Annotated in this window: 12 protein-coding genes; 4 read left to right on the top strand and 8 right to left on the bottom strand. The window is 67.8% G+C overall.

The window, feature by feature from the left end; genetic code table 11:
• Positions 1-28: 28 nt before the first annotated feature.
• Positions 29-751 (top strand): DUF4396 domain-containing protein, encoded by a 723-nt coding sequence (locus ACTJI1_RS01610; protein WP_440741298.1) that lies wholly within the window; start codon positions 29-31, stop codon positions 749-751.
• 36 nt (positions 752-787) lie between these two features.
• On the opposite strand, the gene ACTJI1_RS01605 is transcribed toward ACTJI1_RS01610, so the two are convergent.
• Entirely contained in the window at positions 788-2,440 is a 1,653-nt protein-coding gene (locus ACTJI1_RS01605; RefSeq protein ID WP_440741297.1) for an FAD-dependent oxidoreductase, read from the bottom strand.
• A 396-nt stretch (positions 2,441-2,836) separates the two neighbouring features.
• Here ACTJI1_RS01605 and ACTJI1_RS01600 point away from each other — a divergent pair, with 396 nt between their 5' ends.
• Positions 2,837-3,109, top strand: a complete 273-nt coding sequence (locus ACTJI1_RS01600; RefSeq protein WP_301209958.1) for a metal-sensitive transcriptional regulator — start codon at positions 2,837-2,839, stop codon at positions 3,107-3,109.
• A gap of 4 nt (positions 3,110-3,113) precedes the next feature.
• Entirely contained in the window at positions 3,114-3,467 is a 354-nt protein-coding gene (locus ACTJI1_RS01595) for a DsrE family protein (protein WP_440741296.1), read from the top strand.
• An 81-nt stretch (positions 3,468-3,548) separates the two neighbouring features.
• Here ACTJI1_RS01595 and lgt read toward each other — a convergent pair whose 3' ends face one another.
• The 3 genes from lgt to ACTJI1_RS01580 all read right to left on the bottom strand — a co-directional run bounded on the left by lgt (position 3,549) and on the right by ACTJI1_RS01580 (position 6,399).
• Positions 3,549-4,457: a prolipoprotein diacylglyceryl transferase gene (lgt, locus tag ACTJI1_RS01590; protein WP_440741295.1), complete on the bottom strand. Its 909-nt coding sequence runs from the start codon at positions 4,455-4,457 to the stop codon at positions 3,549-3,551.
• 177 nt (positions 4,458-4,634) lie between these two features.
• Positions 4,635-5,231, bottom strand: a complete 597-nt coding sequence (locus tag ACTJI1_RS01585) for a uracil-DNA glycosylase family protein (protein WP_440741294.1) — start codon at positions 5,229-5,231, stop codon at positions 4,635-4,637.
• Between the two features lie 19 nt (positions 5,232-5,250).
• Positions 5,251-6,399 (bottom strand): TDT family transporter, encoded by a 1,149-nt coding sequence (locus ACTJI1_RS01580; RefSeq protein WP_440741293.1) that lies wholly within the window; start codon positions 6,397-6,399, stop codon positions 5,251-5,253.
• Positions 6,400-6,483: 84 nt separating this feature from the next.
• Between ACTJI1_RS01580 and ACTJI1_RS01575 the strand changes: the two genes are divergently transcribed.
• Positions 6,484-7,377: a LysR family transcriptional regulator gene (locus ACTJI1_RS01575; protein ID WP_440741292.1), complete on the top strand. Its 894-nt coding sequence runs from the start codon at positions 6,484-6,486 to the stop codon at positions 7,375-7,377.
• 147 nt (positions 7,378-7,524) lie between these two features.
• Here the strand turns inward: ACTJI1_RS01575 and ACTJI1_RS01570 are convergent, their stop codons facing one another.
• From ACTJI1_RS01570 to ACTJI1_RS01555, 4 genes are read right to left on the bottom strand one after another with little or no spacing between them, the layout of a single operon-like run.
• Positions 7,525-7,962 (bottom strand): hypothetical protein, encoded by a 438-nt coding sequence (locus ACTJI1_RS01570; RefSeq protein ID WP_440741291.1) that lies wholly within the window; start codon positions 7,960-7,962, stop codon positions 7,525-7,527.
• The gene (locus ACTJI1_RS01565) at positions 7,959-8,537 is read right to left on the bottom strand and encodes a histidine phosphatase family protein (protein WP_440741290.1); all 579 of its coding nucleotides are present in this window, start codon (positions 8,535-8,537) and stop codon (positions 7,959-7,961) included. The genes ACTJI1_RS01570 and ACTJI1_RS01565 overlap by 4 nt, the downstream gene beginning before the upstream one ends.
• A complete protein-coding gene (locus ACTJI1_RS01560) occupies positions 8,534-10,066 on the bottom strand; it encodes a MutS-related protein (RefSeq protein WP_440741289.1) in 1,533 nt (510 codons plus the stop codon). Before ACTJI1_RS01560 ends, ACTJI1_RS01565 begins: the two co-directional genes overlap by 4 nt.
• The gene (locus tag ACTJI1_RS01555) at positions 10,063-11,595 is read right to left on the bottom strand and encodes a MutS-related protein (protein ID WP_440741288.1); all 1,533 of its coding nucleotides are present in this window, start codon (positions 11,593-11,595) and stop codon (positions 10,063-10,065) included. The genes ACTJI1_RS01560 and ACTJI1_RS01555 overlap by 4 nt, the downstream gene beginning before the upstream one ends.
• Positions 11,596-11,602: the final 7 nt, after the last annotated feature.

Genomic DNA, 11,602 nt, shown 5'->3' with positions numbered 1-11,602 from the left:
GCATTGCGACCCGGGTAGCAGTGGACTCATGGAACCCACCCTCGGCGATTTCCCCACCTGGCTGAACATCCTCGCGTGGAACTCTCTCGGGCTCGGCATCGCCTGTGCCCTTGGGGTGGCCGTCGACGTTATCCGGCGGCCGCAGAAAATGGCCGTCATGAACGTCGTCTGGCCCGTCTCCATGCTTTTCGGCGGCGTGCTCTGGCTCGGCGGCTACCTGCGCTGGGGACGGACATCCGAACCCTCGGAAAGCGCGGACGAAGAAGACACACCCATGGCGGTGGCCGTCGGAACCGGCGCCAACCACTGTGGCGCCGGTTGCGCCCTCGGTGACCTCATCGCCGAATGGGTCGCCTTCCTCTTCCCCGCCGTCGCCGTCGCCTTCGGCTGGGGCTGGCTTTTCCAGGACAAGATGTTCGCTGTCTGGATCCTCGACTTCATCCTCGCTTTCGGACTCGGCATCGTCTTCCAGTACTTCGCAATCGCTCCCATGCGCGGGCTCAGCCTCCGCAAGGGTCTGATCGAAGCGCTCAAAGCTGACGCCGCCTCCATCACCTCCTGGCAGGTCGGGATGTACGGCGCGATGGCGCTCGTCCAGCTCCTCTTGTTTCCCGCCCTGTTTGGCGGCCGCGCGCCGGTGGACTCTCCCGAATTCTGGTTCGCCATGCAGTGGGCGATGCTGCTCGGATTCGCGACCGCCTACCCCGTCAACTGGCTGCTCATCCGGGCCGGAGTCAAGGAGCGCATGTGACGACGAAGGCAGCCGGCCCAACACACGGAACCGCGATCACACCGTGGCCAACCGGCCGGCCGGCTCGGTGGCCCCTGCCACCCAGGTGCGGTAGCCGCCGTCCAGATTAACGACGTCGCGCCCGTGCTGGGCGAGGATGCGGGCAGCGGTGTGCCCGCGCTGCCCCACCTGGCAGTGCACGACGACGGGCCCGGCCGGCAACTCGGCGAGCCGGTCGCGAAGCTCGTCGACGGGAATGCTGACCGCGCCGGGGATCGCGCCGGCCGCGTGCTCACCCGCGGTGCGGACATCCACCAGGGTCGCGCCGGCGGCGAGCGCGGAGTCGAGCTCATGCCACTGGATCGCGCGGGTGGCGCCGGTGCGGAGGTTGTCCGCCACGTAGCCGAGCTGGTTCACCGGGTCCTTCGCAGAGCCGAACTGCGGCGCGTACGCGAGTTCGAGGCGGGCGAGCCCGGAGGCGGTGATGCCGCCCGCCATCGCCACCGCGATCACGTCGATCCGCTTGTCCACGCCCTCCCCGCCGACGATCTGGGCGCCGAGGATCCGGTCCGTGGCCGGGTCGACCAGCAGCTTCATCGACATCGGCTGCGCCCCCGGGTAATACGTCGCGTGCGAGGTCGGGTGCGTGTGGATGACGCGGTGCTCACGCCCGGCCGACACCAGCTGCCGCTCACTCCAGCCGACCTTCGCGGCCACCGTGTCGAAGACCTTCACGATGGCCGTCCCGAGCGCGGGGGTGTTGGGCTCGTCGTGGCCGGCGATCACGTCGGCGACCGAGCGGCCGTGCCGGTTGGCCAGGCCGGCCATCGTGACCAGGGCCGCGTCGCCGGACAGCGCGTCGACCTTCTCGACGCCGTCGCCGACCGCGAAGATGTGCTGGTCGCTGGTGCGGTTCTGCGCGTCGACCGCGATCCCGCCGGTCGGGCCGAGCCGCAGGCCGGCGGTGCGCGCGAGGTCCACACTCGGCGTCACGCCCGACGCGTCGACGATGAAGTCGGGACGCAGCGCGCTGCCGTCGTCGAGCACGACGACGCCGCCCTCCACCGCGTCGATCGTGACGGCGGTGCGCACGTCGACGCCGTGGCTGCGCAGCTGCGCCTCCAACGGCGCCACCATCTCGGCGTCCAGCGGGCTGAGGAGGTGCGGACCGCGCTGGACGAGCGTGACGTGGATGCCGCGGCGGACCAGGTTCTCCACGGCCTCCAGACCGATGAAGCCGCCGCCCACCACCAGCGCAGAGGGGTTGTCGGCCGCCGCCGCCACCAGCGCGCCGATCGCGTCGACGTCCTCCACCGTGCGCAGCGTGTGCGTCGGGATGCCGGGGTGCCCCGCCGCCTCCCGCGCGGACGCGCCCACCGCGAGGATCAGCTCGTCGTAGCCTTCGGTCGACGTCTCGCCGCTCGCGACGTCGAGCACCGTGACCGTGCGCCGCGTGGCGTCGACGGCCAGGACTTCGTGCCCGGTTCGCACATCGAGCCGGAACCGGGACGCCAGCGACTGCGGCGTCTGCAACAGCAGCGACGACCGGTCGCGGATGACCCCGCCGACGTAGTACGGGAGGCCGCAGTTCGCGTAGGAGACGTAGGGGCCGCGCTCGAAGACCACGATCTCGCGCGCCTCATCCAGCCGGCGCAGCCGGGTGGCGGCCGACATGCCTCCGGCGACGCCGCCGACGATGATCGTTCTCATTCTGCGAACTCCTCCCGAGAGTCGTTTGTTATACCCTCCCCGGTATCGTACTATACGGGGGAGGGTATATTTTGCACCGACCCGAAGCCGCTCATCGAGAGGACGAATCCATGTGTTATCCCGTCACCTGCAAGGTCTGTGGCAAGACGACTTGGAGCGGCTGCGGGCAGCATGTCTCCGACGTACGCCGCGCTGTGCCCGCAAACCGGTGGTGCAACGGCACCCACACCGACGCCGAGAGGGCTGCCGTCTCCGGCCGCGGGTTCTTCGGGCGCCTCTTCAGCCGAGGCTGAGCGCGAAGCAGCATCCTAGAGCATTCGGTCATCGACTTCGGCCCCCGCCGCCCAAGCCTGAGCGGTCGCTATACCCTGGTGGGTACGCAGAGAGTAGGACACCGTGGCAGAGAACACCACCCCCGCCGACATCAAGCCCGTCCTGAATCGGCTTCGCCGCGCACAGGGCCAGTTGAACGCCGTGATCGCTGCTGTCGAGGGCGGCGGCAAGTGCCGCGACGTGGTCATCCAGCTGGCCGCGGTCTCCAGCGCACTCGACAAGGCCGGCTTTCAGATCATCTCCACCGCCATGCAGAAATGCCTGAACGACCCGGAGGACACCACCGATCCGATGACCGTCGAAGAGCTCGAAAAGCTCTTCATGACGCTCGCCTGAGACCGTGACCGAATCCAGCAGGACTGGCGTCGTCGTCCACCTGGACGAAGGCGACCCGGCCAAACACGCGTCGGTGCTGAGAAATCTCGGCAACCTGCTCGATACTCTGGGCCCGCAGACACGGGTCGAGCTCGTCGTCCACGGAGCCGGGATCGACCTCCTCCTCGAGGGCAGCCCGCACAGCGAGAACGTTCGCGCGTTGCAGGATCGCGGCCTGACGGTCGACGCATGCGGCAACACCCTCAGCAGTGCAAGCATCGCCCGGGAGCGGCTCCTGCCCGGCGCGGTGGTCGTGCCGAGTGGAGTCGCCCACCTCGTCATACGCCAGCGCGAGGGCTGGGCGTACGTGCGCCCGTAAAAACCCGCACGAACCGTGCCCCCGGCCCCGGTCCGCCGAGAAGCCGTGACCGTGCGTCCGGGATCTGCTTTACGTGCGCAGTCAGCGCTCCGCCTGGGCTTCTGCCCCAGCCGTGACCACGGCGGAGGAGAGCCGCGTGGCGGCGGGCGAGTCCCGACCGGTGAACGGCGACGGCTCGACACCTGGGTGGCGACGGGTTTGCACGATGAAGAGCACAACACCGATCACGACCGCGACAAACGATGCCCACACATTGGCCGGTATGCCGAGGAACCCGTCGGAGGTCGGGTCAATCCGGATCGCCTCCAGCCAGCTGCGCCCCAACCCGTACCAGATGAGATAGAGCGCGAGAACCTTGCCCCATTGCAGCTGGAAGCGGCGCTCGAGGAACAGGATGAGCGCCACCCCGACCAGGTTCCAGATGATCTCGTAGAGGAACAGCGGGTGGAAGAGTGTGCCCGCCGGCAGCCCCGGCGGGAACTTCGCGTTCGTTGCCTCGATCTGCAGCCCCCACGGCAGGGTGGTGGGCAGTCCGAAGAGTTCGTGGTTGAAATAGTTGCCGAAACGACCGAGCGATTGAGCGACCAGGAGAGCGGGCGCGAGTGCGTCGGCGAACGCCCAGAACCGCAGTCCGGTCTGGCGGCACGCGATCAGGATGCCGAGAGCGCCGCCGAGAAGCGAACCGTAGAGGGCGTTTCCGCCATCCCAGATCGCGAGAACGTTCCACAGATTCGCGCCGGGGAAGAAATAGTCGCCGACGTGAGTGAAGACGTGGTAGAACCGAGCGCCGATGATGCCAAGCGGCACCGCCCAGAGGGCGACATCCAGCACCACCCCTCGCTGCACTCCGCGCCGGTCGAGCCGATGCCCGGTGATGAGCACCGCGGCGACGATACCGGCGAGGATGCACAGTGCGTAGGTGTGGATGGTCACGGGCCCGAGCTGGAACTGAGCCCACTCCGGCGGCGGGCTGGGGATGCTGGTCTTCATCGGCAGACTCCTCTCGGCGGACTTCGCAAGCGCGGCTCTGGAAGCTTAACCGCGGCGGTCACCTCTTCCGTTCGATCCATTCCACTGTGTACGAGCCCTCAGTCACAGTCACAGCTGCGGACCCATGATCCGGTGCCTCCTGGCGACCATCCCATTCCGGTCGACGGTGGCACACTGTCAATCGGAGCAGTCGCGGGCACGACGCAGCGCGTTGGCGATACGGATGGGCCGCTCGGCACGGCGCGCGGCGTTGGCCGGCGACGGGTGCGGTGCCGCGAAGACCGGCAGCACCACCGGCCCGTCGTGCAGGGTGAGATAGCGCATGCTGCCGGCGAGCGCCGCAGAGCCGAGGGCGACGATGCCGCGAAGCCGCGGAAGCGCACACAGCAACACATGCAGCGCGTCCCGCGCCTCGTCGATCTCCGGGATCCGGAGCGGCGACAGGCTATCGGTCGACACCCACGGAACGATGTTCCACCGCAGGATGTCTCCGCGATCCACGCCTGCCGCCATCCGCGCCGCCCGGAAGGCACGCGAGCTTGCGGATGCGTTGTCCTCAGAGCTGAAGCCCTTCGAGCCCGCCGCCACTGTGCTGAGCGCAGGCCGCTCCAGCAGGACCAGCACCCGGGCGTTCACCCCGCCGTCATCGGGGTCGAACCACGGAACGAATCGTCCGGCGTCTGCTGACCGCCACGATTCCACCAGTCGGTTGAGCGGCGCCACGTGCGGATCCCGCACTCGTTGCGTCTTCGAACTCGTGAGTGCCGTGTCCATGGTCGAGGTGAGCCCTCCTTCACGCCACCGGCATCGGCGGGGCAAGGAGAGTCCCCCGGATGACGCTGCCGTGGAAGGTGCGCACAGCGACTGTGATCCACGCCGTGACAAGTCCCGCGTACGCGATGATCGCGAGCCCCTGGAGAACCACAGACCCGGTATGGAGGGCGAGGCCGGTGATGCCGGTCACGCAGGTACCGACCGGGAAGGTGAACGACCACCAGGTCAGTGAGAACGGCAGCTTCTCGCGCGCGGTCCGGAGTGTGATCGCACCCGCCAGCGCGGCCCACAGCAGTGCGAAGCCGAGGACCGGGACGCCGTAGACGATGCCGAACAACTCCAGGCCGCGAGCGAAGGTCCCGGAGAAGACGAGGTGGGCGGTGCCCCCGAGAAGATTCGCGGCAGTGATCGATTGCCCGAGCGGCCCGAGCACGATCCAGAGTGTCGGGACGGCAGCCGCCGCACCGACCTTGTGCCGGGCGAGGCGCCCCCAGATCAAGGTGATGACGATCACCGAAGCAACAAGGCTCAGGCCGAACATCGCATAGCAAGCGAGCAGCATCGTCAGTCGGGGCTGGCCGGCGGGGACGTACGGCACCAGCAGCGCACCCGTCGCCGCTGAGACCATCGGCGGGACGACCGGCATCAGCCACCCGCCGAAAGCCGAGTCTTCGGCGATCTCGTGCCGCGTGAAGGTGAGGTAGGGCACCGCGATCGCGCTGAACAGGCCGAGCACCGTTCCGATGGCCCACAGCACCGAGTCGACGGTCACGGCGGCCGGGAGGCCGATTACGTCTTTCCCCAGCAGCAGTGTCCCCGCGCCGACCGTCAGCATCGCCATCGGCGGGGCGCCATAGAAGTGCGCCATCACCGGGTTGAGGTGGTGAGAGAGCGCCGTCTGGCGGTGGCGGAGCCAATGAACCGCCGTTGCGCCCACAAGTGCCACCAGCAACAGGGCAGCGACTGCCCAGACGATGGTCGCCGGAATGCGCAGCACCGGCGCGATGATCGGGAGAGTCGCAGCCGCGTTCGCGACAATACCGGTGCCCATAACCGACGCGAACCAGTTCGGGGTGATGTTCGAGAACGCCTGCGCTGGGTGCGCGAGGTCGCGAAGCAGCAACCGTCGCGATGCGACCGGCGCCGGCGAGAGGGTGACCGAGTTCATGCTTCCAGACTGTCGGTCATCGCGGTCGAGCGCGACGGGCCTACGCTTGTAACGTCACAAGGCGTTCTTGTATCGGGGGGTCGCATGTCCATTCGGGTCGACATCGACACCCTTCGCCTGCTCACCGAGATCGGACGGTTCGGGAGCCTCTCCGGCGCCGCCCGCGAGAACGGCGTCTCGCAGCAGGCGGTGTCGGCGCGGATGGCCTCGCTGGAACGAGAGATCGGCATCACGCTCCTCCACCGGACGCCGCAGGGGACCTCCTTGACCGAAGCCGGGGTGCTGGTGACAGAATGGGCCTTGCCGCTGCTGGAAGCCGCCGACCGCTTCACATGGGCGGCCACCACGCTCCGGTCGACATCGTCCACGAGTCTGCGCATCGCTTCCAGCCTGACGATCGCCGAGCACCTCGCACCCGATTGGATCGTCGCACTCCGCACGGCCGATACGGCTCTCCGGATCGAGCTGATCGCACTGAACAGCGCCACCGTTGCGGAGAGCGTCCGTGCCGGCAAGGTCGACATCGGGTTCATCGAGACGCCCGACATCCCCGACGACCTCGCCTTCAAGAACTTCGCCACCGACGAGCTGATCGTCGTCGTGGGTGCGACGCACCCGTGGGCGAACCGACGATCCGGCGTCACAGTCGCTGAACTCGCCTCCACACCCGTGCTCTCCCGCGAGCGCGGCTCCGGCACCCGCCTCGCCTTCGAGCGTGCCCTGACCGAAGCCGGGCACCCGCCGGTCGACCCGGCCGCAGAGCTGTCGACAGCCGGGGCGATCCGCTCCACGGCCGCCGCCGGGCAGGCCCCCGCCGTTTTGAGCATCTTGGCGGTTCGCGAGCAGCTCGCCACCGGCGTCCTCCGACGGGTGAGCCTGCGCGGGCTGAGGATCGTGCGGCCCCTGACCGCGATCTGGCGCGGCGACCGCGTGACCTCCGCGGTCCAGCGAGTTCTCGATGTCCTCGCGGGCCGCTGATCGACGCAGATCAGAACAAGACGGGGCGACGGTCCCGAGGAAGGCGATCGGGGCCGTCACCCCGACGGTTGGTGGCGGCGCTCCGATACGCTCCACGAACCGGTGGGCCAGCGGCTCACACAAGCCGCCGCCCCACGTCTGGTCAACTCAGTTGTCGATCGCGGCGAGCTCCTCTGCGCTCGCGAGCGCGAGCCCGTACGGCAAGCCCGGGTTCTCGTCGGCGATCTCCAACAGCCGGTTGTACTTCGCCACCCGCTCTCCCCGGGCCGGCGCGCCGGTCTTGATCTGCCCGACCCCGGTGCCGACAACGAGGTCGGCGATGAACGTGTCGGTGGTCTCACCCGAGCGGTGGGAGACCATCGACGCCATACCGAGCCGGCGCGCGGTCTCGATCGCGTCGAGAGTCGCCGACACGGTGCCGATCTGGTTCGGCTTGATCAGGGCCGCGTTCGAGTAGTGGTTGCGCGCCCCGTCGGCGATGCGGCGCATGTCGGTGACGTACAGGTCGTCGCCGACGAGCTGGGTTCGGTCGCCAAATTGCGAACAGACTCGTAAAGGTCGCCCAGACAGTGCGCGGAACCTCACGCCGTGCCGGGAATCGGCTCCTGGTCCAGCTGCACAACCGACCACACGCCGTGCTCGAGCAGCAGTTCGCTCCAGGATCCCGTACGCACACGTGCGGTCCGACTTGCCGGGTCGATGGCTTCAAGGAGCGGTCGAATGACCGCATCGTGGGTGACGACGCACACTGCCCCGTCGGACGCTCCCGCGAGCCGATCGAGCGCGCGCATGGCCCGCTCGAGGACACGGGAGAGGGGCTCCACGCCCGGAGCGGCGTCGATGCTACCGAACTCTGCGACGACCTCCTGTTTGACCTGGCCTGTCCAGGGCCCGTAGTCGCGGTCGTTAAACGCTGAGTCGGTCTCCACCGCGCAACCGCAGCGTTCAGCGATGATCCGCGCTGTTGTGACGGCGCGGTCGAGGGGGCTGGAGCGAACTTCCACGACTCCACGAGAGGCGAGCGCTTCGGCAACAGCACGCGCTTCGGCGATGCCGGTCTCGTCGAGGGGCGGGTTGGCGAGCCCGCGCAGTCGGCCTTCGGCGTTGAGGGCGGTCTGGCCGTGCCGGACGAGGAAGAGCGGGTGCGGGCCGTCGTTCATCTCGCTCCTTGGGATGGGAGTGTCGGTTGCAGTTCGTCGGGGTCCAGTGTCGTCCCGAATATCCGTTCATACAGGTCGGCGCCGAAGCTGGTGGGCAGTGGGATGCCCCGTTGGATGCGGAAGTCCCGGTGTCCGTCGTCCTCTCGGCCGGCACGGAGGAAGACGGTGTCCGTTCGCTTCTCCTCGTGAGCACGGCTCGCGTACTCGTACAGGTGGGTGACGAAGGCGACGGAGACTCCGCTGTCGCGGAGTGCCCCGATGACGTTGCGGGCGATCTCTGAGCCTTCGCGTTCGTTGGTCGAGGCGAAGGACTCGTTGAGCAGAATGAGCCCGCCCGGTTGGGCAGCATCGACGGTGGCGCTCATGCGTGCCAGTTCCTCGTCGAGGCGACCGCTGGTTCGGTCGGCGTCTTCCTCGCGGGTGAAGTGGGTGTGGATGGTGGTCCTCAGCGCTGTGGAGAAGGACTCGGCCGGCACGAACAGGCCGCAGTGTGCCAGGACGGTGGCCTGGCCGAGGCTGCGGAGGAGGGTGGATTTGCCGCCTCTGTTCGCGCCAGTGATGACGGTCACGGTGGTGTGGTTCAGGTCCAGTGTGTTCGCAACGACCGGTGACCCGGACAACAGGACCAGCGCCGCGTCATAGAGACCGGTGCAGGTGAACCCCGGGGACGCGTGGAAGGTCGGCAGTGCAACGGGCTCCTGGAAGGAAGTCAGCGCATTGTGAAGGTTGCACGCGCCGACGAAGAAAGCTGCCTCTGTCCGTAGGGCGTTCCAGAAGCCGGTGAGGTGATCGGCCGCCTGGCCGAGCGCGTCCGCGATCGGGTCCAGTGCGCGGTCCTTGAGCTCGCTGAGCGCCTTGTATCCTGCTTCGTCACGGTCGGGAAGGGTGAAGGTGTGGTCGGGGCGTCGGAACCCCAGGCGCACCAGGAGCGGGGGTCGGGTCAGGGGTGGCCGAGTCAGGGTGATACCGGTGGCCTTGTTCGCGGTGCCGAGCGTGGCGGCTGCATTGACGCCGTGGGGGAAGGTCAACTCAGTGAGCAGCACGGTGACCTGCCCGAGCCATTCGTCCGACACGTCCTGTCCGAGTGCAGCGAAGAAATCCGTGAACGCCTGGGACTGGAACTTCACGGCGTTCGCGCGCGCCAGTTCGCGCAGTGCTTGGAGGTGCCGAACGTGGATGCGGAGCACCTCGATGGAGTGATGCACCACCCCGGCGGGCGTGAAAAGCCCCCAGCCGTACGCCTTCTTGACCTCGTCCAGGGCGCGCTTCGGCGCCTGATAGAGCTCCAGGATCGTCTCGGAATTCGCTAGGGCATCCCGCACCGCCGCCTGTCGGTAGGCGACGGCGGCTGGGTCGTTGAGCGGTTGGTGCAGCATCGCCGTCGCGACGGTCTCGACGGTCGTATCATCATGGGCCATCGACCGCACGAGAGCGCCAAGCTCGAGGTCGACGAATCGGTCGCGCGCAAGCTCATCAGGTTGGTATTCGACCGTGGCGTCACGGTCGCGATACAGCAGTCGCGGCCTCATGAGAGGACCCGTTCCCGGATGCGCTGCGGCGACAATCCGTACTTCTCGGCGATCGCGGTGGCGTGAGCGAGCCCATCCGGTGGCCGGCGGACAATGCGGAATGTGCGGCGCGTGGGGTCGTCCACCGCCACCTCGGCAACGACGCTGACCATTTGTGGCGTCATCGCCACGAGCTCGTCCAGGAAGGTGACCGTGACCCCGATGGCGCCGGCCTCGAGCAGTTTGCGGAGGACGCGTTCGTTCAGGGTGAGCGCGTCCTGGGCGGTGGTCGAGCTGAAGAGCTCGTTCGCGATCACGATGGAGTCGGGGGTCACCTGCCCGAGGATGTTCCGTACCCGGATGAGGTCGTCTTCGAGGCGGCCTCGCCGCTGAGCGAGGTCTTCCTGGCGCTCGAAATGCGTCAGGAGGAGATCGAAGCGAGCCAGTCGTGCGGTGCGTGCGGCGACCGGGAACCCGAGCGCGGCCATCCAGTGCAGCTGCCCGAACACGCGGGCGAAGGTCGACTTGCCGCCCTGGTTGGCCCCGGTGACGACAAGGAACTGCTCGCCCGACGCCAGACGGACGTCGTTCGGGACGATGGACACGCGCGTGTCTGGCTGGGCGGCCAGCTGCAGGTCGTAGCCGTCGACGACCTGCACACTTCGGTCCGTCGTGAGTTCGGGCAAGCAGGTAGGTAGCGTCGCGCCGGCCGCCGCGTTCAGATGGTCCAGGACGGAGAGGTACAGGTGCAGTTCGCGTTCATATCGCGCGACAGTCGTGTCCAGGAATGCGGCATGCTCGCCGGCGAAACGTTCGAGCGCTTGGAAAACGGTGGGGAAGACCTCCGCAACGAGGTCGAGGACGCCCGCCTCGACGCGATTCATCTCGAGCATGTCGACGAACCGTGTGCGATGCGAACACGCGTCCGTGTGTTTGAAGCGGGCGAAGGCGGTCATCACTGCATCGCTCTGATCCGTGCCGCTTGCGTCTGCTACAACGGTGACGCTTCCGCCTTGGATATGGATCCCGTACTTCACCGCGTCCAGCTGTGCAGTGACAGACCGGGTATCCATGCTTAGGCGTGTGAATGGTTCAGAGTCGACATACTCAGCCAGTACCTGCGCGGCGGCTTGCAACGCTACGGAGTGGAGCGGGCATCTGGTCAGAGCGTCAGCGGCACTGCCTACGACGTCCGCGTACCGACGGGCGGCATCCAATAGAACGCGCTGGGCCTGCCGCGGATACCGCAATCTCCGGGCGAGGCCGAGAGCCTCCCGTACCGTCGCCATGCCGACGACGAACGTGCGGCAGGCAGCAATCACGTTTGGAGTGTCGAGGTCGGCGAAAACGCCGTGGCGGTATTCGACCGTGGCAGCATCCGCCACGGTCCAGAACACCGCGGCCAGCTCCAGCGGGTCGTCGCCGAGCACGTCGGTGACGATCTGATCCAGGCCGAGATCAGGGAAGCATCCCGGCTGTTCCTCCGCCAGCTGCTTCGGCGGCCCGGGTGGGAACAGCAGGCTGGTGGGGGTCACCTCGCGGTCAGTCATCGGCTCT

It is taken from the genome of Leifsonia sp. 22587 (assembly GCF_052044215.1).
Taxonomy (GTDB): domain Bacteria; phylum Actinomycetota; class Actinomycetes; order Actinomycetales; family Microbacteriaceae; genus Leifsonia; species Leifsonia shinshuensis_C.
This window is presented reverse-complemented; position numbering and strand designations above follow the sequence as displayed.

Excerpts from the sequence above, each read along its gene's own strand:
- lgt (WP_440741295.1), bottom strand. The coding sequence starts at position 4,457 with ATGAAGACCAGCATCCCCAGCCCGCCGCCGGAGTGGGCTCAGTTCCAG.
- ACTJI1_RS01580 (WP_440741293.1), bottom strand. The coding sequence starts at position 6,399 with ATGAACTCGGTCACCCTCTCGCCGGCGCCGGTCGCATCGCGACGGTTG.
- ACTJI1_RS01585 (WP_440741294.1), bottom strand. The coding sequence starts at position 5,231 with ATGGACACGGCACTCACGAGTTCGAAGACGCAACGAGTGCGGGATCCG.
- ACTJI1_RS01575 (WP_440741292.1), top strand. The coding sequence starts at position 6,484 with ATGTCCATTCGGGTCGACATCGACACCCTTCGCCTGCTCACCGAGATC.
- ACTJI1_RS01560 (WP_440741289.1), bottom strand. The coding sequence starts at position 10,066 with ATGAGGCCGCGACTGCTGTATCGCGACCGTGACGCCACGGTCGAATAC.
- ACTJI1_RS01610 (WP_440741298.1), top strand. The coding sequence starts at position 29 with ATGGAACCCACCCTCGGCGATTTCCCCACCTGGCTGAACATCCTCGCG.
- ACTJI1_RS01605 (WP_440741297.1), bottom strand. The coding sequence starts at position 2,440 with ATGAGAACGATCATCGTCGGCGGCGTCGCCGGAGGCATGTCGGCCGCC.
- ACTJI1_RS01565 (WP_440741290.1), bottom strand. The coding sequence starts at position 8,537 with ATGAACGACGGCCCGCACCCGCTCTTCCTCGTCCGGCACGGCCAGACC.
- ACTJI1_RS01555 (WP_440741288.1), bottom strand. The coding sequence starts at position 11,595 with ATGACTGACCGCGAGGTGACCCCCACCAGCCTGCTGTTCCCACCCGGG.